General features: G+C 68.2%; 24 protein-coding genes and 1 pseudogene. 12 read left to right on the forward strand and 13 right to left on the reverse strand.

Annotated elements, in window-relative coordinates:
• Positions 1 to 434: pseudogene (locus VGK78_RS02815) on the reverse strand (N-terminal phage integrase SAM-like domain-containing protein); the annotation flags it as partial.
• 27 nt (positions 435 to 461) lie between these two features.
• Entirely contained in the window at positions 462 to 695 is a 234-nt protein-coding gene (locus tag VGK78_RS02820) for a helix-turn-helix domain-containing protein (protein WP_331525787.1), read from the reverse strand.
• Between the two features lie 258 nt (positions 696 to 953).
• Between VGK78_RS02820 and VGK78_RS02825 the strand changes: the two genes are divergently transcribed.
• Positions 954 to 1,598 carry a helix-turn-helix transcriptional regulator gene (locus tag VGK78_RS02825; RefSeq protein WP_331525788.1) on the forward strand — a complete coding sequence of 215 codons (645 nt, stop codon included), beginning with the start codon at positions 954 to 956 and terminating at the stop codon, positions 1,596 to 1,598.
• Positions 1,599 to 1,612: 14 nt separating this feature from the next.
• Here the strand turns inward: VGK78_RS02825 and mobF are convergent, their stop codons facing one another.
• Positions 1,613 to 4,372 (reverse strand): MobF family relaxase, encoded by a 2,760-nt coding sequence (gene mobF, locus VGK78_RS02830; protein ID WP_331525789.1) that lies wholly within the window; start codon positions 4,370 to 4,372, stop codon positions 1,613 to 1,615.
• A gap of 732 nt (positions 4,373 to 5,104) precedes the next feature.
• On the opposite strand from mobF, the gene VGK78_RS02835 reads away from it, so the two are divergent.
• From VGK78_RS02835 to VGK78_RS02850, 4 genes are all read left to right on the forward strand, one after another.
• Positions 5,105 to 5,416, forward strand: a complete 312-nt coding sequence (locus tag VGK78_RS02835; protein ID WP_331525790.1) for a winged helix-turn-helix domain-containing protein — start codon at positions 5,105 to 5,107, stop codon at positions 5,414 to 5,416.
• Between the two features lie 546 nt (positions 5,417 to 5,962).
• Positions 5,963 to 7,363, forward strand: coding sequence for a radical SAM/SPASM domain-containing protein (locus tag VGK78_RS02840; protein WP_331525791.1), 1,401 nt, complete (start codon positions 5,963 to 5,965; stop codon positions 7,361 to 7,363).
• Between the two features lie 195 nt (positions 7,364 to 7,558).
• The gene (locus VGK78_RS02845; protein ID WP_331525792.1) at positions 7,559 to 8,221 is read left to right on the forward strand and encodes a flavoprotein; all 663 of its coding nucleotides are present in this window, start codon (positions 7,559 to 7,561) and stop codon (positions 8,219 to 8,221) included.
• Between the two features lie 4 nt (positions 8,222 to 8,225).
• Positions 8,226 to 8,990: a class I SAM-dependent methyltransferase gene (locus VGK78_RS02850; protein WP_331525793.1), complete on the forward strand. Its 765-nt coding sequence runs from the start codon at positions 8,226 to 8,228 to the stop codon at positions 8,988 to 8,990.
• A gap of 7 nt (positions 8,991 to 8,997) precedes the next feature.
• Here VGK78_RS02850 and VGK78_RS02855 read toward each other — a convergent pair whose 3' ends face one another.
• From VGK78_RS02855 to VGK78_RS02865, 4 genes are read right to left on the reverse strand one after another with little or no spacing between them, the layout of a single operon-like run.
• Positions 8,998 to 10,239, reverse strand: a complete 1,242-nt coding sequence (locus VGK78_RS02855) for an MFS transporter (RefSeq protein ID WP_331525794.1) — start codon at positions 10,237 to 10,239, stop codon at positions 8,998 to 9,000.
• A gap of 12 nt (positions 10,240 to 10,251) precedes the next feature.
• Entirely contained in the window at positions 10,252 to 10,839 is a 588-nt protein-coding gene (locus VGK78_RS20310; RefSeq protein WP_414690622.1) for an ArsR/SmtB family transcription factor, read from the reverse strand.
• Between the two features lie 57 nt (positions 10,840 to 10,896).
• Positions 10,897 to 11,178, reverse strand: a complete 282-nt coding sequence (locus tag VGK78_RS02860; RefSeq protein WP_331525795.1) for a type II toxin-antitoxin system RelE/ParE family toxin — start codon at positions 11,176 to 11,178, stop codon at positions 10,897 to 10,899.
• The gene (locus VGK78_RS02865; RefSeq protein WP_331525796.1) at positions 11,175 to 11,765 is read right to left on the reverse strand and encodes a type II toxin-antitoxin system Phd/YefM family antitoxin; all 591 of its coding nucleotides are present in this window, start codon (positions 11,763 to 11,765) and stop codon (positions 11,175 to 11,177) included. The genes VGK78_RS02860 and VGK78_RS02865 overlap by 4 nt, the downstream gene beginning before the upstream one ends.
• 14 nt (positions 11,766 to 11,779) lie before the next feature.
• Here VGK78_RS02865 and VGK78_RS02870 point away from each other — a divergent pair, with 14 nt between their 5' ends.
• Positions 11,780 to 13,009, forward strand: a complete 1,230-nt coding sequence (locus VGK78_RS02870) for a glycosyl hydrolase family 8 (protein WP_331525797.1) — start codon at positions 11,780 to 11,782, stop codon at positions 13,007 to 13,009.
• A gap of 27 nt (positions 13,010 to 13,036) precedes the next feature.
• Entirely contained in the window at positions 13,037 to 13,348 is a 312-nt protein-coding gene (locus tag VGK78_RS02875; RefSeq protein ID WP_331525798.1) for a virulence factor, read from the forward strand.
• Positions 13,349 to 13,353: 5 nt separating this feature from the next.
• Here VGK78_RS02875 and VGK78_RS02880 read toward each other — a convergent pair whose 3' ends face one another.
• Together VGK78_RS02880 and VGK78_RS02885 are read right to left on the reverse strand one after the other, a co-directional pair.
• Entirely contained in the window at positions 13,354 to 14,397 is a 1,044-nt protein-coding gene (locus VGK78_RS02880) for a threonine aldolase family protein (RefSeq protein ID WP_331525799.1), read from the reverse strand.
• Positions 14,398 to 14,475: 78 nt separating this feature from the next.
• The gene (locus VGK78_RS02885; protein WP_331525800.1) at positions 14,476 to 14,808 is read right to left on the reverse strand and encodes a TfoX/Sxy family protein; all 333 of its coding nucleotides are present in this window, start codon (positions 14,806 to 14,808) and stop codon (positions 14,476 to 14,478) included.
• Between the two features lie 58 nt (positions 14,809 to 14,866).
• Between VGK78_RS02885 and VGK78_RS02890 the strand changes: the two genes are divergently transcribed.
• Positions 14,867 to 15,748 (forward strand): homocysteine S-methyltransferase family protein, encoded by an 882-nt coding sequence (locus VGK78_RS02890; RefSeq protein WP_331525801.1) that lies wholly within the window; start codon positions 14,867 to 14,869, stop codon positions 15,746 to 15,748.
• Between the two features lie 23 nt (positions 15,749 to 15,771).
• Here the strand turns inward: VGK78_RS02890 and VGK78_RS02895 are convergent, their stop codons facing one another.
• From VGK78_RS02895 to VGK78_RS02905, 3 genes are read right to left on the reverse strand one after another with little or no spacing between them, the layout of a single operon-like run.
• Positions 15,772 to 16,131, reverse strand: a complete 360-nt coding sequence (locus tag VGK78_RS02895; protein ID WP_414690623.1) for a DUF488 domain-containing protein — start codon at positions 16,129 to 16,131, stop codon at positions 15,772 to 15,774.
• Between the two features lie 38 nt (positions 16,132 to 16,169).
• Positions 16,170 to 17,096 carry an LCP family protein gene (locus VGK78_RS02900; RefSeq protein WP_331525803.1) on the reverse strand — a complete coding sequence of 309 codons (927 nt, stop codon included), beginning with the start codon at positions 17,094 to 17,096 and terminating at the stop codon, positions 16,170 to 16,172.
• Positions 17,096 to 17,803, reverse strand: coding sequence for a hypothetical protein (locus VGK78_RS02905; protein ID WP_331525804.1), 708 nt, complete (start codon positions 17,801 to 17,803; stop codon positions 17,096 to 17,098). Before VGK78_RS02905 ends, VGK78_RS02900 begins: the two co-directional genes overlap by 1 nt.
• 242 nt (positions 17,804 to 18,045) lie before the next feature.
• Here VGK78_RS02905 and VGK78_RS02910 point away from each other — a divergent pair, with 242 nt between their 5' ends.
• The 4 genes from VGK78_RS02910 (at position 18,046) to VGK78_RS02925 (ending at position 23,669) form a co-directional block, all read left to right on the forward strand.
• Positions 18,046 to 21,870, forward strand: a complete 3,825-nt coding sequence (locus VGK78_RS02910) for a multifunctional oxoglutarate decarboxylase/oxoglutarate dehydrogenase thiamine pyrophosphate-binding subunit/dihydrolipoyllysine-residue succinyltransferase subunit (RefSeq protein WP_331525806.1) — start codon at positions 18,046 to 18,048, stop codon at positions 21,868 to 21,870.
• A gap of 18 nt (positions 21,871 to 21,888) precedes the next feature.
• Positions 21,889 to 22,065, forward strand: coding sequence for a DUF6104 family protein (locus VGK78_RS02915; RefSeq protein ID WP_331525808.1), 177 nt, complete (start codon positions 21,889 to 21,891; stop codon positions 22,063 to 22,065).
• Complete coding sequence (locus VGK78_RS02920) at positions 22,066 to 23,106, forward strand: tellurite resistance/C4-dicarboxylate transporter family protein (protein WP_331525809.1); 1,041 nt, start codon at positions 22,066 to 22,068, stop codon at positions 23,104 to 23,106.
• A 239-nt stretch (positions 23,107 to 23,345) separates the two neighbouring features.
• A complete protein-coding gene (locus VGK78_RS02925; RefSeq protein ID WP_331525811.1) occupies positions 23,346 to 23,669 on the forward strand; it encodes a nitroreductase family deazaflavin-dependent oxidoreductase in 324 nt (107 codons plus the stop codon).
• 46 nt (positions 23,670 to 23,715) lie between these two features.
• On the opposite strand, the gene VGK78_RS02930 is transcribed toward VGK78_RS02925, so the two are convergent.
• Positions 23,716 to 26,571: a penicillin acylase family protein gene (locus tag VGK78_RS02930; protein WP_331525812.1), complete on the reverse strand. Its 2,856-nt coding sequence runs from the start codon at positions 26,569 to 26,571 to the stop codon at positions 23,716 to 23,718.
• Between the last annotated feature and the right edge of the window lie 52 nt (positions 26,572 to 26,623).

Below are 26,623 nucleotides of genomic sequence, written 5' to 3' on the forward strand. Positions count from 1 at the left end.
CCGTCGCGGACGGCGAGGTCGAGGATCAGGCTCAGCACCCGGTGGATCTTGCGCACGGTGGAGGGCGATCGTCGTGAGGTCGCCAGGTCGCTGACCCAGGCCTGGACATCGGCGTGGCTGACGTTCGCAAGCCGCACGGAGCCCCAGGCCGGAACGATGTGCTCCCGCAGGATGCCCGCGTACCGCTCGCGGGTGGTCGCCTTGAGGTGAGCCTGCGCCGAGAGCCAGATCTCGGCCCACTCACCCAAGGTGATCCGCGCTAGGGCCGGGTCGACGTACGTGCCCGCCACCTTGGAGGCCTCGATCGTGGCCAGAAAGCGTTCCGCATCGACCTTGCGGTTGAACGTCTTGTTGCGCTGCACCCCGGTCGGCGTCCTGTAGTGGGCTCGCCAAACCGGCTTGCCGGCGCGTTGCCGTCGTTCGATGCTGGGCATGGTGCCTCCCGAGTTCTTTGTGGCGAGTCACGAGTGGTTGTGGCGTCGTTGTTCACGGATGTAGCGGCGGAGGTCGCCGACTGTGGTGACGAGGTGGCGGCCGATCTTGAAGAAGTCGGGGCCTTTGCCCGTCTGGCGCCACCAGCGCAGGGTGTTGATCGGCACTCTGAGGATGTCAGCGGCCTCGGACAGTGTCAGCAGTTCTTCGGGGTCGCGCTCGGGGAACGGGATCTGGTGGCGGATGCTGCTTGTGGTGCTCATCGTGTGTCGCCTCGTTTCTGTCTGGCCTCTAGCTCGGTTATGGGTGGTTGTGGTTGGTCCACCCCCTTCAAGCGCGGTCCGAGGGTGGAGTGGACACCCGTCGCCAACAGTCCGTGGAGGGCCGGCGGCAACAGATGCCTCACCGCGTAGGTGCGCAGCCCTCTCCAACGAACCGGCCAAATACGCTCGATCGGGTATCACAACGGGTAGAGTGGTCCGATCCTCACCATCGACGACGGCGACTTCTACCTCCTCGAGGTGGCCCGGCGGGTCGCCGGGATGACCCAGGCCGAGCTGGCCCACCGGGCCGGGACCTCGCAGGCCACGGTCTCGGCCTACGAACGTGGCCTGAAGACCCCGTCGGTGAAGGTGGCGGCCCGCCTGTTCGCGGTGCTGGGCTGGGAGCTCACCCTCCGCACGCGGGTTGAGTTCACCGAGCACCACCCGACCGGGATCGTGGCGTTCTGGGCACCGGACCGGCTGTGGCGGGTCCCGACCCCGGACTGCTTCGCCACCATCTGGGTCCCCGACCTGCTGGGCCACACCGAACAGGACGAATGGCACCTGAAGGATCCGGCCGACCGGCGACGCGCCTATGAGATCCTGATCCGCCGCGGCCTGCCACAGATGATGATCCGCTGGCTCGACGGCGGCTTCCTGGTCGACCTGTGGGACGACCTCGACCTGCCCGACCCCGTCCGCCATGCGTGGCAGCCGGCCATCGACGGCGCGACCCGAATCCACGCCAGCAACGTGTTCTCCTGGCACGGCAGCGACGAGGACCCCGAGACCGCCGACCTGGCCCGGATCACCTGGCTGGAGTTCCTGCCCAAGCCACCTCCGCCACCACCGCGTCGGCAACGCCGCACCCGCTTCGACCCACGCCCACCACCGCGCCCGTGACGGTGACCGGTTCATCAGAACCCGATGCCGGGGCCGCCGGCAGGTGACCGCGTCGGCGACGGCGGGTCCGGCGTCAGCTGTTGCTGGTTGCGGCGTCGCCGCGCCTGGTCGCGGCGCTCCAGCTCGACGGGCGACAGCCGTCTCTCGCGGCGCGCGGGCACGTAGGGCGCCGGCCGAGCTGGCCGAGCTGGTCGGGCCGGGGAGGCTGGAGGGGCTCCCGGGGCGTTTGGCCCGTATCGGTCGATGGCTTCGACGGCGAGCCGGGCCGCGTGGGCGGGTCCCAGGTCGGCGCGGTCGCGGCCGAAGACGTCGATCCACTGGTGTCGTGCCTCGTCGAGGGAGTCGGCGATGAGATGGGCGACGTTGGACTGTTGGCCGCGGGTCATGCCGACGTATGCCGACGAGGCGCCGGTTTGGTCGCCGACCGACACATGCGCGATCGAGACGGTGGCGCCTTGGGCGCCGTAGGCGGTGGTGGCGTAGGCCAGCTCGACATGCTGCCGCACGTACTCCGCCGGCAGGGTGCGTCGCCCCGCCTCGCCGGCGACGGTGAGGCAACCACGGTCGGTGTCGGTGACGGCCCAGGTTTCGCGGTTGGCGACATCGGCGTCGGGGTCGTTGCGGCGGGTCGCGATCCGGTCGCCGACACCGATCCGCTCCCCGGCGCCGGTCACGACGGTGTCATCGGCCTCCCCGGTGAGAACTCGGACACGATGGGCCAGGCCGTTGATCCGGGCGACTTGTTCTCGGGTGTCGGCGACCACCAGCTCCCCGCGAGTGGCTCGGACGGCCAGGGCATGCTGCCGTTCGACCTCGCTGGCGTGCACCACGATCTGGCCGCGCCGGACCAGCTCGTCGAACACCTCCCCGGGTTGGGTGGCGTGGCGCATCCGCAGCGACAGGTCGGCGTAGGCGGGGTCGGCGAAGCGCCGCACCCCCTCCAGGGTCAGGGTCCGGTCAGATGCGTAGCGGGCAGCGAGGTCGAGGACTCCTCCGCGGCCGACCGCCGGGAGCTGGTGCCGGTCCCCGACCAGCCCGACCCGGGTACCCGTCTCGTCGGCCACCTCGAGGAGGGCGCAGGCCGTGTCCTGGTCGAGCATGCCCGCCTCGTCGACGACCAGCAGGTCGTCGCGATGCAGCCGCGCCGCCACATCAGGCTGGCTGGGGACCCGGGTCCAGTGGCCGTCGTCGTCCCAGCGGAACCCGTGTTGGTACAGCAACCACGCCACCGGATACGACGCGGCACCGATCTGTCCTTCGGCGACCATGGCCGCCTTCCGGGTCGGCGTGACCACGACCATCCGGTGCCCCTGATCAAGGGAGACCGTTCGGGCAGCGGCCAGCATGGCCGTCTTCCCCGCCCCGGCCGCACCCTCCACAACGGTGATCCGACTGGTGCCGGTCAGGTGTGCCACTGCACCCCGTTGGTCGGCGTCGAGTCCGTCGACCCGGCCGCGCAGCTCCCGCACGTAAGCGGGGAACGCCTCATCCTCGGCGCGAGCGGTGATCTGCTGGACCAGTTCGTGCTCGACCGCGAGTACCCGGGTCGAGGTCAACGACCGGACATGCTCCGGCACATCGCCACGGCCCAGCAAAGGTCGGGAGGCGGCGACCACCCGGGCGGTCAGGTCCTCGGCCAGTTCACCTCGGACACTCCGGTCGGTCACGATCCCGGCGGCGGCGATCAGCTTCTCCACCTCACCGCGGGCATCGGCCGGGTTCCACGCCGACCGCCGGGCACCCAGCCGCGTCAGCGCGGTCTCGACCATGGCGTCGCGGTCCAGCGACCCCGGCCGCACAGCCAGTCCACGTGTGGGGCTCTCTGGTCGGTCGGGTTCCCGGAATCCGAGTTCGCGCAGCTCCTCGACCCAACGGGCGGTCAGCTCGGCGCCATCGGTGGGCACGACCTTGTCCGGACGCGCGATGGCCCAGGCCGACCGGTCCCACGCCCGCCGCAGCTTCGAGCCCGGCTCCTGGCCGGGATGCTCCGCGCGCCAAGCGGCCTCGTAGGAGTCGACGCGGGTCTCGATCTGCTTGGCGCGGGCACTGAACGCCCCCACATATGAGGCCAGCTGGGTGATCTCGCCGGTCTCGGGGTCGAGGGTGAAGCCGTGGGCGGCCAACACGGCCCGGAACCCCGGGTCGCACATCACCGCGGCGTGCCCGATCCCGTTGATCGCCTCCAGGCTGTCGCGCACCCCGACCGTGTGCAGGCCCCGCCACCGCCCCTGCGCCCACACCCGGGCGTTGACCTGCAGGTGGAGATGGCGGTGCGGATCCCCTGCCCGCGACGTGTAATGCCGCACCACCGCGGCCTCAAGCTCCTCCACCGGCACCTGGACCTGCCGCCCGCGTGGCCCGACCCGGGTCGTCGCGTGCAACGCGAGCCAGCCCACGATCTGCCCGGCGGCGCGGTCCTGAGCCGCGTCGTACGCCGCCGCTACCTCCGGATCCACCGCCGCGGCCAGCGACCAGGTCTTCGGACCGTTGACCGTGACCTCGACGAACCGGACCGCCTGATCATCACTACGGAGCCGACCCTTCGGCCGGCCAGCGTCTGGACCGGGATCAACGATCCGGCCGGCCACCCACCGCTCATAGGTCGGGCCGTCCATCGCCGGCATCTCGGTGATCGCGTCCGGAGTGGCGACCAGCCGGGCCGCCAGGCCGGTGCCCTCGGCCAGGTAGTAGTCGTCGACACGCCCCCGATCGGCCTCCACATACGCTCGCGCCGCCGCCGGGTTCCCGCGGTAGATCTTCAACCCACCATGCATCCCGAGAACACCCCTCCGACGACACCGTCTACAGCCGTCGACAGCCACAAACCCGCAGGTCAGCCGCCCTTTTCCTTACCGAACTTCGTAGCATGCGTGCCGCAGATTGAGGAGTGAGAAAGGGGCCTGTGGGGCCAGGAGTTCTGGAGCCGTTGACGGTTGGCAATGGGTAGGGCGGCAAGCGAAGGTGAGGAGTTCGCGGTAGGGGCTGAGGCAGGAAGAGCTCGAAGGGGCGGGTGCGCTGAAATCGTGGGGCGGCAACAGCAGAAGCCACCGCGACTCGAGGTGCTCACAGCCCCGGACTGGATTCGGTCGCCGACGCCGCGCGAACCACCTCAGGGGCGCGGTTCCCTCTCCGATCCGAAGCGGACATCGTCGGCCTCGATGCCGACTCGGACCCCACACAGCTCGTCCTCCACCGGACCCGAGACCACAGACAGGAGATGAGCTCGCCCGTGACGGCCACCGGGGCGCCGACCTCACCATGTCGGAGCACTCGCCGACCAACCGCTCGTCTCGACACCGCACCTCACACCCGTGAGCCGCACCGACCGGCGCCGGCTCCGGAGAAGGGTCGAGCACGAACACCGCGAGCACGCCGTGGTCGGTTGACACCGGGCTCGGCGCGCCCGTGACTCGTCCCGTCGCCTCCACGTGAATCGACATCCGCACCTCGAGATTGAGATAAGTACACAAGTGTCGAATGGCAAACGTGACGACCACAATGACGCCGTGCCGACCCCCGCCCGCACCGACCTCCCCCCAGCCGTCGAACGAGCCATCGACATCCTTGGCAACCGGGTCCGCGTCGCAATCCTCCGGTCCCTGGTCCTCGACGGCCCCGCCAGCCGCAGCGAGCTCTCCGAGCGCCTCAACCTCAGCGCCTCCCTCCTCCAGGCACACCTACGCCGCCTCACCGCGTTCGGCGCCATCACCCAAGACCCCGCCGGCACACGTTCAGATCACCGCGTGCGCGTCTACCGCCCAAACACGAAGGACGTCGACGAGGTCCTCAACTCGCTCGTCTCCGCCTCCCGGCGATAGCGCACGGCGCGGGCGATGGGTACCGCCGATCGAGCTCCATCCCTGACTCAAGCCAAGTAGGCCCAACCCTGCGGGGCCCCGGCCGAGCCAAGATCCGGACAAATCACTGCGTTCCGAACGGCACTCATCCGATGAGCGGTAGCAAGGCTCGCGAGTTGCCAGACTGTCCTCATGGTGCAAGGCATCGGGCTGGTCACTGGCAGTACGCCGCGCTCGCGTCCCGTCATTCATGCCACCGCCGACCCGTTTCTCGCGGCTTCGGCGCTCTGCCAAACAGGGATGCCTGCAGATGGGTCCTCACCGAAGAAGGCGACGAACCCGCATGGCGCGGCCTTGGATCAGCGACCAGGATCAGCTGCTGGCGGCGGGTTCGCATCGAACCTCGCCGCGTCTGGTGCCCGCACCGGGAGTCACCCCCGCGGTCAAGCCGAAGCGGTCCGTTACCAGCCTGGGGTTCAAGCACGGACAGCCTCTTGACACTCAAGGCTGTGTCTGCTACGCCGAGAGGGTCAACTGAATCGTGTCCGGGACCGCTCGGGAGGATAAATGACTGCAGTTGAGGTGGAACACTATATAGCCTCGAAGTATTTGAGCCTCTCCCATCTTGATGACGGGTCCATGGTCGTCCATTGTTCGCGAACCGGGGCAACGGGAATCGTCGAACAGGCCAACGTGGACACCGCTCGCAAAGCTCTAAGACGTGGCGCTGTTAGCGAAGGCCCGCTGGAGGGGATTCTGGCCGATCTTCGAGATGGCGGATTCCTGATTCCATCTGAATACAGCGAGGACGAAGCAGTACACAAGAAGTACATCGGACGCTATACAGACAATGCCTTGCATCTCATTGTCATGCCAACCGAACAGTGCAACTTCAGGTGCGTTTACTGTTACGAGAAATTCATCCGAGGGCAGATGTCCGCCGAGATGGAAGATGCTCTCGTCCGATTCGTTCAATCGCATGACGACCTTCGCCACCTAACCCTGTCTTGGTTTGGTGGTGAACCTCTACTGGCTTGGGAGCTCATCGGCCGCGTGACTGGCGTGCTCCGAACATGGTGTGAGGAGAGGGGTGCGACGTACCTCTTCTCGGCCACAACCAACGGATCGCTTCTCACGCCCGAGGTAGCGGAGGTGATCGTCGGTGCAGGAGTCACAAATTACCAAATCACTCTCGACGGGCTTCATGATCAGCACGACGCTCATCGCCCAGGCATCAACGGTGAATCGACATTCGAAACTATCGTCGGGAACCTTCGAAACCTTCGCGACTCCAATTACCCCCTCCAGGTCGCCATCCGCCACAACTTCGACAAACAAGGCATGGATTCTCTCCCGGATTTTCTGACATTCCTTGCCGACGAGTTTGGGAATGATCCGCGCTTCGCTGTTGAGTTGGAGGCAGTTGGTCGATGGGGTGGAGCTAACGACGACGCCCTTCCAGTCCTGGAGGGAAAATCGCTGGCCCAAGCGCACGTCAAAGGCAGAGAACTCCTATCCCAGTACGGACTACATGACGTCATGGGCGTCTCGGCTTTTCAGCCTGACGGGTTCGTATGCTACGCGGCCAATCCACGTTCCTTTGTCATCGGCCCAGACGGGTCGGTATACAAGTGCACGGTTGAATTGGACTATCATGATCGCAACATAGTTGGGAAACTCGAACCAGATGGAACCATGACGCTGGATTGGCAAAAAATGGCGCTGTGGTGCGAGACGGACGGGATGCGGGGCATTGGCTACGCAGCCGACGCCACGTCAAAATGTCAGACTTGCTATTTCAGCCCAGCATGTCATGGGGCGATTTGCCCGAAAGAGTGGATGGACGAGCCTGAGTGCCAATGCCCGCCTCAAAAGCATACGATCGGGCGGAGCCTGGAACTAATTGCTGCCGAGAGCCTGTTCGCGTCGCCTTACCGAGGGCCGGTGGCGACTTGTCCGAAGGGATGAGACTGATCAAATGGAAGGAGGCAGGGTTCAATGACGTGGATTTCGAAGGGCACGCAAGAACTGCTCGCGAAGCGTCTCTGGGATAACAACTGCAAGGGTTGCTGACGGCCGCGGGCCGCCAGCGGGCGGCGGGCGGTCGTACACGATAACACTTTTCGCGATTGCCCCGCCCCTCATTCGTTCGGAAGTCTGAAAATGTACTCCACGCCACCCTGTGATCGTCTCCTCGTTGGTGCTTCCGGTTCCATCCACGTGGCCCAACTTGGTGACTACCTGTTTGCGCTCAAGCGATCATTTACTTCCGAATTGCGCCTCATCCTCACCGCAAGCGCGTCAGAAATGGTCTCAAGCCGGCATCTCTCTCTGTATACGGATGGGGCGCCAGTTACTGATATCTGGGGCAATAGTGAAGTCAAGGCGCCGCACATTAGCCTGAGTAGGTGGGCCGAGATGTTCCTTGTATTGCCTGCCTCGGCCGACATCTTGGGAAAGGCTGCCAACGGGATCGCTGACGACCTGCTTTCGACCACGATAGTCTCCTACGAGAGGACGATCGTCTTTGCCCCAGCCATGAACGCGGCCATGTGGAAGTCAAGGGCAGTCCAACGCAACGTCGAAACCCTCGAGTCAGATGGTCACTACGTCCTGCAGCCTGAGCCGATCACATCCATAACGTCCGAAGAGTCGGATTCGGGCTTCGGGCCCACCCCGGACACTCTTCTGGCCGCGGCGTGGCATGTCAGGATGCGACTCCTTCGTGCTGGCTACTGGAAGGCAGCGACAACAACAGCGCCAGCCTCCCCCTACGAGCAGAGGCGTCAGCTGGAGATCGTCCAGGTCACCGGGAACACTCCTTAAGCGCATGGACAGCACGGGCTGCACACCTGAGCCAACTGTAGGCGACGCCTTCGGCGCCATGCTGCTGGACTATTTGACCTATGCGCCGGACTACGTGCCTTGCGGCGTGATCGAGAGGGACGATGGCAGCGTTAGTGTTGAGCCCAGCGCGAAGTATTTTCAAGATGAGGACGAATGGGACTCTATCTACCACGACGTGGTCCCGTGGCTCGTTGGAGTCGTGATCGATCTGGGGTGCGGCGCTGGTCGCCATGCGCTGCCGCTGCAACGTCGCGGCCACAGGGTCATCGGCATCGATAGCTCGCCCGGAGCTGTCAAGGTGAGCAGGTCTCGCGGCCTCCTCGAGGTGCATGAGGCATCGGTCCAGGACGCCGTGTTGGGTGAGATCATCCCACACGGTGTGTTGACCTATCTGCTGCTCGGCAACGGCCTGGGCCTTCTTTCGGACAAGGACAGTGCCGGGAAGACCCTTCACCGTTTAGCAGAACTGGCCCCGCCCGGATCGCACCTGGTCGGGGAGTCTCTGCTCACCGAGGCCGCCGAACGCGAGGCGTATGATGCAGCGTACGCGGATGCGAACGAACGTGCGGGCCGATGGCGAGGGGAGCAGCGGGCTCGCTTCCGGTATGGGCCCCTTGCCACTCGTTGGTTCTCGTTTCTCTTTCTTCCCCCCGAAGGACTCGACGCGATCGCGACTGACTCGGGCTGGACTATGCAGACAGTCACCAAGACCGGCCCTCGCTATTTAGCAGTCCTAGTACGAAACTAGACAGATTTTAACTCGGCTGGGGAAACGGTGCGCCCAAGCGGGGAAGGTCGCGCAGGCTCCGCGACGTTAGCGGTGCGAGTCCGCTCACACATATGGTGATGCCTGCTAGAAGTAGGGTGCGTTCTTGCCCAATGGATTCGGCCATGGGCCCAATGATCAACTGCGCAATTGGCACGGCCATTAGGGATCCAAACATATCGTATGCGTAGATTCTGGCCAACATCTTTTCGGGAACGTATCTTTGCAGACTACTTTCCCAGGAAACAGCCATCTGCTCTAACGCAACCCCGCCAACAAGAGTAATAACTATCAAGAACCAGACCGTTGGATTGAGAGCGAGGCCAAATGGAAGCAGCGCCTCACCCACAAGACAGAAGGTACCCAACTTCAAACTGAGATGATTGCGAATGCGGATTGCTACAAGGCCCCCAATTACAAGCCCAAGCGCGTCCATTGCCAGAATTACGCCCCATGCCTTCCGCCCAAACTCGGCGTCCGCTATGGCAGGTCCGATTACCGCGATGGAGGCGATGCTGCAGGCATTAACGACCATCGCCGCCACTACGATACTCCAGACCCAGCTACTTGTGCGCAGGTAGTGCCATCCCTGCGCAAGGTCTTGCAGATAGCTCGTGCCTTGAACCTCTACATCAGCTAAGTCTATACGAGACAAGCGAATCGCCCCGAAGCATGCAGCAGCCAAGACGAAACTAGCTGCGTCGACATACAGGCAGGCAGGGGGGCCAAGTATAGCCACTAGTGCACCGCCCGCCGCCGTGGCAACGAGGCCAGTTGAATTCGTGGCGATACGTACGAAGGCGTTGGCCTGCGTCAGGACCTCAGGTTCAACCGTATTAGGAAGGAGCGCTCCCGACGCCGGAAAGGCGAATGCCGCCGTCAGTCCGCTCAGTCCAGCGAGGGCTGACAGAACCAACAAATTATCTATACGCGAAATCATGACGGTGGCGAGGGCTGTCTGGCTAGTTGCACTGCCTAAGCACGCGGCAAGCAGGACCTGCTTCTTGTCATAACGGTCTGCGGCTGTCCCTCCAATTATCGCGAACAATAGGTTTGCGGTCGATCTTGATGCCACCACTATGCTCAGGCTCTTCAGTGAGCCAGTTAGGTCCAGAACAGCAAAGCCCAAGGCGATGTTGGCTATTGCGTTGCCTGCCATTGACACCGTTCTGCCGGCTGCAAGGAGGCGGAAGTTTGATGATTTCAGCGGTTCGAGTGCACCCGAGCTCATTTCAAAGTTCCTTCAACTGCTCCCCATACCGAAGAGTGCCACGGTCATATTCACCGGGATTGTCCCCGGGCATCCTCGCGGCCTCGCGACCGCGTGTAGTCGCTCAACGAAGTCGGCGACGCCATCAACGATTTCCCGCCACTCCCGCTCGCTGACGTATAGCTCGGCATCGGCAATGGTCGAGGGCCCGACGGCCAATCTAGAACTGCGCCGACTAAGCTCCTTTCCCAAAACGTCGAGCATAGTGGTGTCTGTCACGGTAGCGGGCTTATCGCCATCCATCGGAAGCATTCGCACATATCGATACTTCCGCGCAACGCCGCCCCGACCCTTTTCTTCGGACTCCAGTCGTATTAGCCCCTCTCGATGAAGGACACGAAGGTGATAGCTGGCGTTTGCGGACGTCGTATTCAGCGCTCGGCCGATTTCGGCCGCGCTCATCGCCTGCGGGGTCAGGAGAGACAGGATTTGGAGCCGTAACGGGTGCGCGAGAGCCCGCAGGGTGGAGGTGCGGAGGTCTCCGGCCACGGATCTCGACGCTACGACGCGTTCGCCCAAACCGCAACAACTGTTGGGACTTCGATCGCTCGTTGACCTCATCTCCGCTCGGCACGGGGGCGTGGTGGCGGCAACAGGCCCCAGATCGGCCGAGGAAACTCACCTTGATCGGTACACGTCCGCGCGGTGATCGATGCGGATCACCAGGACTTCGCCGAGCTGGTCGTTGATGCGGTAGAGCACCCGGTAGGTGCCCCGCCGGGCTGAATGGATGCCGGCCAGCTCGCCGCGCAGCGGCTTGCCGACGCGTTGCGGGTTCTCAAGCAACGCGCCTGTGATGAACTCGATGACCGCTGCGGCCACCGCCTCCGGAAGCCCGGACTGCAGGGCCCGGATCGCCGGCGGCGCGAGGACCAACTCGTAGCGGTCGCGCGCACTCACGAGCGCAGAGCGCGCACCGCATCAACGCCGCGGACGACGTCGCCAGCCCGATAGGCCGCGTCGGCTTCGCGAATGTCCGCCAGGGCCTCCGGGTCGCTGAGCACGGCGAGTGTCTCTTCGAGCTCGGCGAGGTCCTCGAGGCTGATAATGACCGCGGCGGCCCGCCCGTTGCGAGTGACCGTGACCCGCTCATGCTCACGCTCGACGCGATCGATCACGTCGCTGAAGTGGTTGCGCACCTCACGCAGGGGTTCTACAGTCATGTACACAATTGTGGCGCGTGCAGAACGAGAGGGCAAGCGCTCCTCAACTGCGAGGGACACGCAAGATCGCGAGGTCGCGGCCGCCCGACGTCGGCTTGGGCAACAGATGGGCAACACGACGTCCGCCAATAGCCCGTTTTCGTCATCGGTTATCGTCACAGCCTCCGGGGGAAAGAGCCGTCTGACCTGGGCAAACGTCAATTGCCGTCGTTGTCCGTCTGGTCCTCGGCTCCCTCTCCGGAGGCGGGAGCGCAGGTTCGAATCCTGCCGGGGGCGCCCAGTGCCTGGGGCGCCGCGGCGGACGTCATGCGAATCGCGAGCCATAGGTGCGGATCCGTATGACGTCCCGTGTCCGCCGCCCCGCCGTGCGCATCCGGCTCGCACGGAACGGGTACCTCCTGGGCTGCCCCGTCGTCGAGGAGAGAGACATGCTGCCCGGCCCGGCCCGGACCCCGCTCGCCGTCGTGGCGGTGGCGAGCGTGGTGTCCCTCGCCCTCGCCGGCTGCGGTGGCACTCCCTCCTCCGCCGGAGGCGGCACCCGTGCCGACACGTCGAGTACTCCCACGACCTCCCTTCGCTCGTCCTCAGGAGCCGCGATGACCGCCGCCGACGCCTTCCTGTCGCGCTACGTCACGGCCGACGGGCGGGTGCTGCGGCGCGACCAGGGCAACGACGTGGTCAGCGAGGGTCAGGCCTACGGGATGCTGATCGCCGAGCTGGCCGGTCGCCCCGACGTCGTCCGCTCCATCTGGTCGTGGACGCACGATCATCTGGCTCGGTCGGACGGCCTGCTCTCCTACCACGCCGACGAGCAGGGGAACGTGCTCGACGAGCAGGCGGCGTCCGACGCCGACACCCTCGCGGCGTACGCACTCCAGCGGTACGCCGGCACCGACGCGGCGGCTCTGCATGCCCGGGGGCGTGCGCTGGCGGAGGCGGTCCTGCGCCACGAGACGGTCCGGAGCAGCGCGGGCGACCTCGTCCTGACCGCCGGTCCCTGGGCCACCGGCTCGACCCCGGTGGTGGACCCGTCGTACCTGATGCCATCGGTCTTCACCGACCTCGCCGGACTCACCGGCGACGACCGCTGGGACGATCTGGGCCGGACGTCGATCGATCTCGTCGACGCGCTGACCGAGCACGGGAGGCAGCTGCCGCCGGACTGGGCCCGGATGGAAGGTGACCGTCTGGTGGCGAGCGGCAGCGGCGGTGGCGGCGGCTCCCCGCAGTACGGACCCGACGCCCAGCGCGTCCCTCTCTGGTTCGGCGCTGCCTGCGACCCACGCGCTCGAGGTCTGGCCGGCGCGTGGTGGAAGATCCTGCAGCAGGACGACCGTTCGGCGGCCACGGCACTCGGCCCGACGGGCGACCCGGTGGACCCTTCCCCGTCCACGGTCGCCCTCGTCGCCTCTGCGGCGAGCGCCCGGGCGGCGGGCGACACCGGTGGCGCGGCGGACCTGGAGACGGGCGCACAACAGTCCGACGCCGGCCGGCCGACGTACTACGGCGGGGCGTGGCTCGTGCTCGGGCCGGCGCTGTGGGACGGCCGCCTGACCTCGTGCCGCTGAGGCTTGCCGTACGGCTAGCCTCACGGCGTGACCGAGTACCAGGTGACCAGCTGGCGCGACCTGCCGTCGCTGGTCGTCGCCCGTGACGGCGACCAGACGACCAAGGCTCCCCTGGCCCCGCGCTTCCAGGAGGCGATCGACGAGGCCGCCATGCGCCTGGGCGAGACCAGCAGCGACACCTACCTCGACGGCTGGGTCCGCAGCGAGTGGACGCCCGCCGAGGGGAGCGGCCACGAGGTCTGCGACCGCGTCGTGAAGGACCTCGAGGAGCAGTGGCCCGCCGAACGCCTCGCGGAGTATCTCGACGGTCTGGGACCACGAGCAGCCCCCGAGACCTGAGTCCGTCAGCCGGTCCTCGTCACCGCCTCACGGAACCTCGCCCCCGCAGCAGCGACGTCCTCGGCCGTCGTCTGCCAGCTCGTCACCAGCCGCGCGCTGGTGTCGCTCATCCGGTAGAAGAGGACCTCGGAGGCGAGCGCGTCGATGGCGGTCGACGGCAGCTCGACGAAGGCCATGTTGACGTCCACGCGCTCCTGCAGCCGGACGCCGTACGGCGCCAGCGACGCCAGCTCGGTGGCCAGCTCGGCCATCCGCTGGTTGGAGTTGGCCGCCAGTCGCAGCCACAGCTCGTCGGTGAGGTACGCCGTCACCTGCGCCGACTGGAACCGCATCTTGCTGGTCACGTGTCCGGCCCGCTTCGTGCGGTACACGAGCTCGTCGGCGATGCGGTCGTCGAACACCACGATCGCCTCGGCGCTCAGGGCGCCGTTCTTGGTCGCGCCCAGGGACAGCACGTCGACCCCGGCGCGCCAGGTGACGTCCGCCGGCGAGCAGCCGAGGGCGGCCACGGCGTTCGCGATCCGTGCCCCGTCGACGTGCACCCGCATGCCGCGCTCACGGGCGATTCCGGTCAGGACCGCGATCTCGTCCGGACGGTAGAGGGTGCCGAAGTCACTGGGGAGGGTCAGGGAGAGCACGCTCGGCTGGCTCTCGTGCGGGTCGCCCCACCGGACCTTGTCGAGCGCGGACCGGAGCCGTTCCGGGTCGATCAAGGCGTGCGAGCCCCCCACACCCTGCATCACGGCACCGCCGCCGTACATCGAGGTCGCTCCGCCCTCGGCGGTCACGATGTGGGCCGAGGGATGGCAGAGGACGGCGCCCCACGGCGGCGTCGAGGCCGAGAGGGCGAGGGAGTTCGCGGCGGTCCCGCTGGTGACCGGGAAGGCCCGGGCGGTGGGGTGCTCGAAGACCGTCCGTACGACGTCGTGGAGGTGGGCGGTGAGGTCGTCGCCGCCGTACGCCAGCGCCGAGCCGGTGTTGGCCGCCTGGAGGGCGGCCAGGATCTCGGGTGCGACGCCGGCGGTGTTGTCGCTGCGGAGCTCGATCATGGCCCGATCATGTCGGCTCCGCGCGTCCCACCCCTCACCTGGTCGTCACCTGGTCGACGACACAGGTCCGACCCGGTCTCACTTGGGCGGCAGCGACCGGGCGTAGGCCAGGCCGCGCTCGACCCAGCGCTCCAGCGCGTCCTCGCCGGCGACGGCGTCGGCCGCGACGCGCAGCCACCCGTCCATAGGCCCGCGCCCGCCCATCTCCATCGGGCCGACACCCGGCTCGGCCAGGAGGCCGGCCGTGTCCGCGGGCTCGCACCGCACCAGCAGCCCGCCCTGACCGCTGGCCGAGACGGCCATGTGCCCGCCCAGCAGGAATGCCAGGCCGCCGAACATCTTCTTCTCGACGACCGGCTCGCCCGCCACGTGCTCGCGGATCCGCGCCGCGAGACCCTCGTCGTACGCCATGCGCCCACGCTACTGAGACGCACCGACAACGCCTCCGGCTGAGCGGGACAATGGCCGGATGAACCGGCTGCGAGCGCTCCTCGGCGACCACGGACCCGTCCTCCTGGACGGCGGGCTCGGCACCATGTTGCAGGAGCGGGGGCTCGACGACGGCGGCTCGGGCGAGCTGTGGAACGTCGATCGCCCCGAGGTCGTGAGCGCGATCCACGAGGCGTACGCCGAGGCCGGCGCCCGCATCCTGACGACGAACACGTTCGGCGGGACCAGACCGCGACTGGCCATGCACGGCCTCGAGGACCGCGTCCACGAGCTGAACCGGGCCGGTGCCGCGCTCGCCGGCGACGTCGCACGCCGGCACGGCGTGCTCGTCGCGGGGGATCTGGGACCCACGGGTGAGCTGCTGGCCCCGCTGGGTGCGATGGAGCCGGCGGAGGCCCAGGAGCTGTTCGTGGAGCAGCTGACCGGCCTCCGTGAGGGCGGCATCGACGTCGTGCTCGTGGAGACGATGAGTGACGTCGCGGAGGTTCTGGCTGCCGTCGCGGCAGCGGATGCGGTCGTGCCCGATCTCCCGGTCATCGCCACCCTCAGCTTCGACACCAACCTCCGGACGATGATGGGCGTCCGACCGGAGGACGCCGTCGCCGCGCTCGGCGAAGCCGGCGTGGATGCGGTCGGCGCCAACTGCGGCCGTGGACCCGGAGAGATGGAGGCCATCGCCGAGCAGCTGACCCGGGCGCGTGCCGACGGTCTCCTGGTCGCCGCGCAGTCCAACGCGGGACTTCCCCAGCTGGTCGGCGACCGGTTCGTCTACGACGCCTCGCCCGACGACCTGGCCGAGCACGCCCGCGTGCTGCGCGACCTCGGCGTGGACCTGGTCGGCGCCTGCTGCGGGTCGACACCCGCACACATCGCGGCGATGAGGCTGGCCCTGAGCGCCTGACCTGCGAACCCCGGGCGCCGGGACTACGGAAGGTCGGCCAAGACCTCGGCGAGCACGGTGGCCTGGCTGTGCTCGACGTCGCGGGTGGCGGTGAGCAGCACCACCGAGCGACCATCGGCCAGCTCACGCACGCGGGCCAGAGCCGCCCGGCCATCGTCCCCGTCGAGCTCGTCGCGATAGCGCTGCGCGAACTCGTCGAAGACCTCGGGGCGGTGCGCGAACCACTTCCGAAGCGCGGTGCTGGGCGCCACGTCCGGGCACCACTCGTCGATGCGCGGGTCGTCCTTGCGGATTCCACGCGGCCACAGCCGGTCGACGAGGATCTTCACAGCCTCCTCACCGGCGTCCATGTCGTACACGCGAGCCACCCGCACGGCACCCATTCTGCTCCGACCCGCGAGCCCACGATCGCGCCGGGAGGTCAGCCGCAGTGCGAGAGGGTGGCGTCGTGCCGGATCTGCCGGCCCATGTCGCGCGCCTGGGCGACGTACGGGAGCACGATGCTGGCCCCGCCCGACGAGACGCCGATCCCGCCCTGGACCACGCACGACCGCACCTTGTGCGGGTCGACCTGGGCCAGCACCTGGGCCAGCCGGAAGAGCTCGGTCGGAGGCAGGTTCGTGTACATGTGGCTCATCGCGTTCAGGACGCCGTGCTCGATGAACCCCGGCTTGGCGGCGTTCGCGTGCACCTTGGACTGGATGCCCTTGAGCACGATCTCCTGGTGGGCCGACCGGTCGAAGTCGCCCCGGGGCAGCGAGTGCCGGATGCGTGAGTAGGCCATGGCGTCGTACCCGTTGAGGTGGATGCGCCCGGCCTTGAAGCCGGTGCGCTTCAGGGGGTCGTCACTGAAGGCGTACGGGTTGCGGATGTCGATGCCCCCGATCGAGCGCACCATCGCGCTGAACCACTGGAAGCGGGTGACGAAGACGTACTTCGGGTGCACGCCGATCAGGTTCCCGACCGTGTCACCGAGCAGCTGCGGGCCGCCGTAGTAGAGCGAGGCGTTGATCTTGTCGTGCCCGTGGCCGGGGATGTCGACCCAGGAGTCGCGGGGTACGCCGATGATGCTCGCCGCGTGGGTCTGGGTGTTGATCGTGACCAGCTGGAGCGCGTCGCCGCGGGTGTGGATGAAGTTCTCGCCGGGTCGTGCGTCGGAGCCGACGGCCAGGATCGAGATCACGTGGTCGTTGATCGCTGCCGCGTTGGCCTGGTGGACCTTGACCAGCGCGATCTCGGTCGACTTCGGTGCGGCGTCCGGGAGGGCCAGGGTGACGACGGCCAGGACGACGCCGAGCGTCGCCAGCTTGGCCAGGCGCAGGACGCGATGCCTCGTGAACGCCTTCATCACTTGCCTCCCTGGGACACGTCGTACCCGAAGATCCGCCACCCGCCGTGGCCGTCCGGGATCAGGAACAGCCGGCCGCTCACGGTCACGACGAGCTTGCGGTGCCCGGTGGTCTTGAACACCAGGAGGACGCGAGCGGTGGCGCCCGCCGGCCGCCCGTGGGGGGCGAGCACGTCGACGATCACGGTGCGCTTCCGGACGTGGACCCCGTCGATCTTCCTGCGGAGGCTCCAGTTGGTCAGCAGCTTCAGCTGCCGGCGGGCGTCGTGCCGAGCCGGGCCGGTGAACGCGGCGAACGCCGACTTGAAGTGCTTGCGCGGGTAGTCGACGCCGACGAACCCGCCGTCGATCCAGGTGTCGACCGCGGCACCGACCCGCTTCAGCACGCGCTTGCGGTGCTTCTGGAAGATCTTCCGGTTGGGCTGGTGCAGGTTGCCCGCGACTCGGCCGAGCAGGACCTTCGACTCGACCGGCCGCGCCCCGCCGACGTTCGTGGAGCTCGAGGAGGACGGCCCGGCCTGAGGAGCGGACGAGTCCGTGCTGCTGCTGCAGCCTCCGGCGGCCAGGGCGAGCGCGACCAGGACCGCTGCGACGGCACTGGCCGACCGTGGCCCCGAACGGGTGCCGGAAGGGGTGCCGGACCGGATGCTGGACCGGGTGCTGGACCGGGTGCTGGATCTGGACGGGAGCGCGGAGAGGGGAGGCAAGCCTCGGTTCCTTTTCGATCTGTTCAGGGGGCTGCCGCGGGTGCCCGGAGGGACTCCGGGAACCTCGCGACGATCGGGTCACGACGACCGGGTCGTGCCGGTCGGGTACACCTTGCACCAACCCAGCACCGTACTTCGGTATTTGCGTGCGTGGGGGACTAGCCTGGTTGACAGGCCGACGACGGAGCCGACATCAGGCCCGATCACCCACGCGCACGTCCCGGAAGAGGCGAAGAACACCCGTGCCGCAGCAGCAGACCAACCCGTCCGATCCAGCCTCGGCACCTTCCTCGGACTTCGGAGCCAACGAGTGGCTCGTCGAGGAGATGTACGAACAGTTCCAACGCGATCCGGGCAGTGTGGACCCGATCTGGGCGTCGTACTTCAAGAGCAACGGCGGCGAGCCCAACGGGAGTGGCGGCAGCGGCGGCTCCGGCGGGTCCGGGAACGGGGCTCCGGCGGCCTCCACGAAGACGGCTGCGCCTTCGAAGACGGCCGCTCCGGCGGAGCCGGCGAGCCCGGCGCGCGAACCGGCTGCACCGTCTCGCGCCGACGAGGCTCAGGCACCCGCCGAGAGCAAGTCGGCCCCACGGGCGACGCCGCGTCCTGACTCCGCGGCCGCCGAACCGGCCAAGGGCACCGACAAGCCGGTGCCCAAGGAGAAGAAGGCGCCCGAGCCGTCCGAGGCGCCGGACCAGCCGACGTACACGGTCCTGCGTGGCGCTCCGGCCCGCACCGCGGCCAACATGGACGACTCGCTGACGGTCCCGACCGCGACCTCGGTCCGCTCGGTGCCGGTCAAGCTGCTCTGGGACAACCGGATCGTCATCAACAACCACCTCTCCCGCGCCCGCGGCGGCAAGGTGTCGTTCACCCACCTGATCGGCTACGCCCTGGTCAAGGCGCTCAAGGCGATGCCGGAGATGAACGTCGGCTTCGACACCGTCGACGGGAAGCCCACGCAGATCACGCCGGCCCACATCAACCTGGGCCTGGCCATCGACATGCAGAAGAAGGACGGCACCCGCCAGCTCCTCGTGCCCAACATCAAGGGCGCCGAGACCATGGACTTCGCCGCCTTCTGGACGGCGTACGAGGACGTCGTGCGCAAGGCGCGCGACGGCAAGCTCACCGTCGAGGACTTCCAGGGCACCACGATCTCGCTGACCAACCCCGGCACGATCGGCACCAACCACTCCGTGCCGCGGCTGATGCGCGGGCAGGGAGCGATCATCGGGGTCGGCGCCATGGAGTACCCGCCCGAGTGGCAGGGCGCTTCCGAGGACGCGATCGCGCGCAACGCCATCAGCAAGGTGATGACGCTGACGTCGACGTACGACCACCGCGTGATCCAGGGCGCGCAGTCCGGCGACTTCCTCAAGCGCATCCACCAGCTGCTGCTGGGCGAGGGCGGCTTCTACGACGAGATCTTCCGGGCGCTGCGGATCCCCTACGAGCCGATCCGCTGGAGCAACGACATCGCGACGTCGCACGACGACGAGATCTCCAAGCAGGCCCGCATCCTCGAGCTGATCCACGCCTACCGCGTGCGCGGCCACCTGATGGCCGACACCGACCCGCTCGAGTACCGCCAGCGCAGCCACCCCGACCTCGAGGTGGAGTCGCACGGGCTGACCCTGTGGGACCTCGACCGGGAGTTCGCGACCGGGTCGTTCGGTGGCGAGGGCCGGCGGTTCATGAAGCTGCGCCACATCCTCGGCATCCTGCGCGACTCGTACTGCCGCACGACCGGCATCGAGTACATGCACATCATGGATCCCGAGCAGCGCAAGTGGATCCAGGAGCGGGTCGAGCGGCCACACACCAAGCCGCCGCGGGAGGAGCAGCTGCGGATCCTGCTCAAGCTCAACCAGGCCGAGGCCTTCGAGACCTTCCTGCAGACCAAGTTCGTCGGCCAGAAGCGCTTCAGCCTCGAGGGCGGCGAGACCACGATCCCGGTGATCGACGAGATCTGCGAGGCGGCCGCCGAGATCGGGCTCGACGAGGTCACCATGGGCATGGCCCACCGCGGGCGGCTGAACGTGCTGGCCAACATCGTCGGCAAGAAGTACTCCCAGATCTTCCGGGAGTTCGAGGGCAACATCGACCCGCGCACGGTCCAGGGCTCCGGCGACGTGAAGTACCACCTCGGCGCCGAGGGCGAGTTCGTCTCCGGCACGGGCGACCGGATCAAGGTGTCGGTCGCCGCGAACCCCTCGCACCTCGAGGCGGTCGACCCGGTGCTCGAGGGCATCGCCCGGGCCAAGCAGGACGTGCTGGACCGCGGCGCGGAGTACCCGGTGCTGCCGCTGCTGGTCCACGGGGACGCGGCGTTCGCCGGGCAGGGCGTGGTCGCCGAGACGCTGAACCTCTCGCAGCTGCGCGGTTACCGCACCGGCGGCACGATCCACCTGGTCGTCAACAACCAGGTCGGCTTCACCACCTCTCCGGGCTCGTCGCGCTCGTCGCTGTACTGCACCGACGTGGCGCGGATGGTGCAGGCGCCGATCTTCCACGTGAACGGCGACGACCCCGAGGCGTGCATCCGGGTGGCCCGGCTGGCCTTCGAGTACCGCCAGGCGTTCAACAAGGACGTCGTGATCGACCTGGTCTGCTACCGCCGGCGCGGGCACAACGAGGGCGACGACCCGTCGTACACGCAGCCGCTGATGTACGACCTGATCGAGCAGAAGCGCTCGGTCCGCAAGCTCTACACCGAGTCCCTGATCGGTCGCGGCGACATCACCATCGAGGAGGCCGAGCAGGTCCTCAAGGACTACCAGCAGCAGCTGGAGCGGGTGTTCACGGAGGTGCGCGAGGCCGACTCCCACCCGACCGAGTGGACGACGGTGCCGGACTACCCCGAGAAGCCCGTCGGGACCGCCCAGACCGCCGTCACCCCCGAGGTGCTGAAGCGGATCGCCGACGCCTACGTCACGCCGCCGGAGGGGTTCACCGTCCACCCGAAGGTGATGCCCCAGCTGCAGCGCCGGGCCAACGCGATCGCCGACGGTCCGATCGACTGGGGCACCGGCGAGATCCTGGCCTTCGGAGCGCTGCTGATGGACGGCCGGCCGGTCCGGCTCGCCGGGCAGGACTCGCGCCGCGGCACGTTCGTGCAGCGGTTCGCCACGATCATCGACCGCACCAACGCCCAGGAGTGGACCCCGCTCACGGCACTCACCGAGGACCAGGCGAAGTTCCACATCTACGACTCGCTGCTCTCGGAGTACGCCGCCCTCGGGTTCGAGTACGGCTACTCCGTGGCCCGTCCCGACGCGCTGGTGCTGTGGGAGGCCCAGTTCGGTGACTTCGTGAACGGCGCGCAGACGGTGATCGACGAGTTCATCACCTCCGGCGAGGCCAAGTGGAGCCAGCAGTCCGGGGTCGTCCTCCTGCTCCCCCACGGCTACGAGGGACAAGGCCCCGACCACTCCTCCGCGCGGATCGAGCGGTGGCTGACGATGGCGGCGGACGACGCGTTCGTGGTCGCGCAGCCGTCGACCCCCGCGTCGTACTTCCACCTCCTGCGTCAGCACTCCCTGGGCGAGGAGCACCGGCCGATGGTGGTGTTCACCCCGAAGTCGATGCTCAAGCGCAAGGACGCGGCGTCCCAGCCGGCCGACTTCACCACGGGCACGTTCCGGCCCTTCATCACCGACGACGACGCCGACCCGTCGACGGTGGACACCCTGCTGATCTGCTCGGGCCGGATCACCTGGGACCTGATGGTCGAGCGCGCCAAGCGCGACGACGCGGGCCGGTTCGCGATCGCCCGGGTGGAGCAGCTGTACCCCGCTCCCGTCGACGAGATCAGGGCCGAGGTGGCTCGCTTCCCCGGGCTGAAGAGCGTGCGCTGGGTCCAGGACGAGCCGGGCAACATGGGCCCGGCGCCGTACTACTCGCTCAACGTGTGGCCCGAGGCCGGCGTGACCGTCGAGAATGTCACGCGGCCGCGTTCGTCCGCCCCGTCGGTGGGCGCGGCGAAGCGGAACACCGAGGAGCAGAAGTCGCTGATCGCCGAGGCGTTCGACAGCGTCGCCGACCGGACCGTCGAGAACTACTGAGCGTCCCGGGCCGCCGAGATGTACTTCACCGACCGCGGGATCGAGGAGCTGCAGCAGCGCCGGGGTGAGGAGGAGATCACCCTGGCCTGGCTGGGCGACCGGCTCCAGGAGTTCACCGACGCCCATCCGGAGTTCGAGACCGCCGTGGAGCGGCTCGCCACCTGGCTGGCGAGACTCGACGACCCCGAGGACTGAGTGCGCCGGCCGGGGTCGACGCTCGGCGGGCGCCTCCACGCGGCGCTGCGCGAGCTGTCCCCCGGCTACTTCGCAGCGGTGATGGCGACCGGGATCATCTCGGTGGGTCTGGGGTTCGACGGCCGCCGGCTGCTGTCGCGCTGCCTGCTGGTGCTCACCGTCGCCGCGTTCGTGGGTCTCGTACTGCTCAACGGCTGGCGACTGGTCTCCCACCGCGCGGAGCTGGTCGACGACTTCACCCATCCGCTGCGCGGGTTCGGGTTCTACACGTTCGTGGCCGCGGCCGACGTGCTCGCCGCCCGGATCGCGACCGACTCCACCGACATCGCCCTCGTGCTGCTCGCCGTCGCCACGGCTTCCTGGCTGCTCCGGGGGTACGCCGTCCCGTGGACGACGCGGTTGGGAGCCGGTGAGCGACCGATCGTGGCCGCGGCCAACGGGACGTGGTTCATGTGGGCCGTCGGCGGCCAGTCCGTGGCCGTCGCGGCGGCGGTGCTGGCCGCGGTACACCCGGGGCCGACGCTCCCTGCCGTCGCGGTCGGCGCGTGGTTCCTCGGGGTCTTCCTGTACGCCGTCGACGGAGTCTTCGTGGCGATGCGGCTGCTGGCCTTCGACTTCGGGCCCGCCGACCTGACCCCGCCGTACTGGGTTGCGATGGGTGCCGCCGCCATCACCGCTCTGGCCGGCGCCGAGATCACCCTGCTCCCGTCCGGCCCGCTCCTCGACGCGGCGGGCGACGCGATCCGGGGCGGCAGCCTGTTCGCGTGGGTGCTGGCGACCTGGCTGGTCCCGGCGTTGTTCGCGATGGGCTGGTGGCGGCACGTGACCCACCGGGTGCCGCTGACCTACGAGGCGAACCTGTGGAGCATCGTCTTTCCCCTCGGCATGTACGCCGTCGCCAGCACCCGCATCGGCACCGCGGACCACCTGTCCCTGCTGACCGACATCGGCCGGGTGTGGATCTGGGTCGCCCTCGCCGCCTGGCTGGTGACCTTCCTGGCCGGCGTCGAGCACGTCGTACGCCGGGTGCTCCTGCCTTAGGCGCTGACCCGGCAGGAACGCGCCCGCTGCTACCGTCGTGATGTGGGCGTGGCGGCCGATCTCGGGTACCGCGTTCCCCCGCCATCCAGACTTCATCGGCTCACCCAGTCAGTGTCCTCGACGCGACCGGCGCCTGGGTCTTCTCCAGATCGCTGCGCCACCTCGACAACGTCATCGGGCGCCTGACGGGCGGCCGCACCAGCGCGCCGGAGCTGCTCGCCGGGCTGCCGGTGATCGACGTGACCACCACGGGTCGCACGTCCGGACTTCCGCGCACCTCGCACCTGATCGCCGTGCCGTACGCCGACACGCTGGCTTTGCTCGGCACCAACTTCGGCCAGCGTTCGACGCCGGCGTGGGCGCTCAACCTCGAGGCCGATCCGCGCGCCACCGTGCGCCATCGCAGCGTCACCCTCCACGTCGTCGCGCGGCCCGCCACTGCGGACGAGCGCGACGAGGTGCTCACGGCATCGGCTGATGTCTACGGCGGCTACGTGGTCTACCAGCACCGGATGTCAGCACGGCGGCTGCGCATCTTCATCCTGGAACGACCTGACGGGTGAGCCTTTCTGCCGGGTGAGTGCTCTGGACCAGCGCTCTTCTGCCGGTTCAGCGCTTGCGGTGGCGGGGGAACTCCACGACCTGCTGGAAGGTCGGGCGGTTCTGCCAGTCGATGTTCGGCTGGCCGACCAGGCCGAGGGCGCGGAAGGCGATGGAGTCGTAGACCGGCATCTTCTGCCCGGCGGCGTGGGAGGCGGTCGAGTCGGTCCAGGAGGCGACGTCGCGGTTCCCGTTGGCCGTGACCAGCGCGGCGTACGTCGTAGCGAGAGCGTGGGCGATCGCCTTCCGGCACGTCGCCGGCCCGCCGTCGCACTCGTGCCGTGACAGCACCCGGCCGAAGCCGTCCGCGGGATGGCGCCCCAGCAGCTGCTGCATCGTCGACATCAGGTACCCCTCGAACCCCCCGTCGTACGCCGAGCCCAGGTGCGCGCCGCCGCTGTTCGGCGTGTTCACCCACTGCATCGGCACCTTCGTGTAGCCCGGCACCGTGGCCCCGCCGGTCGAGCTGACGCCCGAGAACCCTCCCTTGGCCAGGATCCGGTCGTAGAGCGCGCGGACCAGGTTCGGCATCAGCTCGTCGTTGATCGCGATGGCGGCATGGTGCTGATACTGCGTCGCCGACGCCCGCGCCTTGCGCCGATGCGCGCCGTCCGCCAGCCAGCCGCGGAGCTGCCGCAGCATCGCGCGGGTCTGAGCCGTCTGGTGATGCCCCTTCAGGTAGCGCAGCAGCAGCGGGGTCACCGTGAGTCCGTCGAGGTCCTGGCTGGCCGCGCTCTCCATCGCCTGCACGACGTCCGCTCGGGTGACGCTGTTGCCGGTCGCCCGGAACTTCCGGTGCAGCTGCCGCACGAGCATCACCGAGCGGTAGGTCTGCCCGTCGGCGTACTCACCGTCGACGGCGAAGCCCGGCGCCGGCTTGTTGTTCCAGCTGACGAAGAACCCCTGCTTCGGGTTGACCTCGTGCGGGTGCTGCCGGAAGGACAGGAAGCCCCTCCACTCGGCCCGCCCGGTCCCCCACGTCGGCAGGGTCGGGTCGGCGTGCGGGTTGCGCCGCGGGTCGCGCCCGCTGACGAAGTACCCGGTGTCGCGGTCGTCGACGTAGAACCAGTTGAACGTGTAGCCGATCTTGTTCGCCTGCCGCATCCAGCTGTGCACGTCGTGGGTGATCGCCGGGTCGCCGAACCCCAGGAAGCCGATCACCGAGTCGATGTCGTGGTTGTACGTCGACCTCTGGTTCACGACTGCGACCGGATGTCCGTGCACCTTCGTCCACCCCTGCACCACGCCGTGCCGGGTCTTGTAGATCTCGTGCGAGATCGTCGCCGGCGCACCGCCTCCGCTGCCGGCCTTCGGCACCACGTTCTCGGTGAACGTCTCGTGCTGCATCGGCACGCACGTCCCGCGGAAGACGTACGACGTGCCGTTCGCGGCCGGCGTACCGCCGCCCGGGTCGCAGATCCTCTCCACCCGCTGGTCGATCAGGTCGCTGCCGGCCGAGGTGGCCGACCAGGCGTAGTCGCGTCCGCGTCCGAGCTCGACCAGACCGGTGCCCGGGAAGGACGCGCCCATCGCGTCGTAGTCGGGCGCGTGCAGGTCGAGGACCGAGAGGATCTGCGGCGCGAAGTAGGAGACCTGGGGGCCGAAGACCGCGACCGGGTGGCCCGACCGCGTGTGCGAGCCGTTGATCACCAGGGCGTTGCTCATGTGCTGGGGCATCGCGCGTAGCGCCTGCACGATGTTGGCGCCGATCCGCTGGCGCGTCGTGAGCCCGGAGGTGGAGCCGGTCGGCAGCCCGGAGCTCGTCCCGCAGCCGGTCGACGTGGATGCCGGTCCGCCGGTGAGCGCCCGGGGTCCGGGGATCGCGTTGAGGGAGCGGTCCCACGAGCGGGTGCGTACGTCGTACCGGAAGCGCTTGTCGGTGATCGTGGTCGGTGCCAGCGGGTCGTTCTGATGGTTGAGGTCGCGGTAGGCGCGCAGGCCGGCCTTGGCGCCGTACCGCCCCTGGAGGTAGCGCAGCAGGTGCCCGTCGTCGGTCTCGAAGCCACCGCCGCGGCCGAAGATCCCGCCGATCAGGCCGGCGATGTAGACCACGTCGGCGTCCGTCCACGGCTGCGGGACGGCCGCGTCGGGAGCCCCGGCGAGGTAGTCGACGGGCATCTTCGAAGGGTCGGTCTCGGCGGCGGCGATGTAGGCGTTCACCCCGTCGACGTAGGAGTCGATCATCGACTTCGCCAGCGCGCCGCGCGCGCCGTACCGCTGCGGCAGCAGGGCGACCTGGCGGTGTGCCTGTGCCTGGGTGTACGGCGCGAGCAGGAGCTGGTCGTGGTCCATCTGCTCGAACTCGCACGAGGCACCGAGGAAGCTCGACAGCGTGCCGGCGCCGTAGTGCCGCAGCACGTCCATCAGGAACAGCCGGTCCTCGGCCTGCGCGTAGCCCGCCCCGAACGCCGCGGCCTGGTCGGTGTCGCCGTAGATGTGGGGTACGTCGTGCCGGTCGCGGTAGATGGTCACGCCGTCGCCGGGCGTCTCCGTGCGCGTGACGTCCTGGGGCCGCACCCCGAACGACTCGTCGTTGAAGTACGTCCCGAGCTTCGCGTTGGTCAGGCGCGGGTAGCCGTAGAGCAGGTCGGCGTACTGGCCGAGCTGGTCCTGGCTGTTCGGCGGCCGCCGCTGGGTGGTCTCGAACGCCAGGGCGTCGGTCGCGTTCACCAGTCCGTTCTCACCGGGCGGCAGCACGTAGCGGGCCTGGCCGTCGGCGTAGTCGTGACGTCGGTACTCCGGCCCGCCGGAAGCCGCGTCGGCGGGACCGACCACCGGCGCCAGGAGGGCGAGCGACGTGAAGGCGGCCGTCAGGACGAGAGTCAGGGAACCGGCACGGGCGCGCATCGCGACCTCCAGGGGCATGGTGGGACTGGAGTCCCTAACGCGCCGGCGGGCCCGGAAGTTACGCAGCAGT

Source organism: Nocardioides sp., from assembly GCF_036503465.1.
Classification (GTDB): domain Bacteria; phylum Actinomycetota; class Actinomycetes; order Propionibacteriales; family Nocardioidaceae; genus Nocardioides.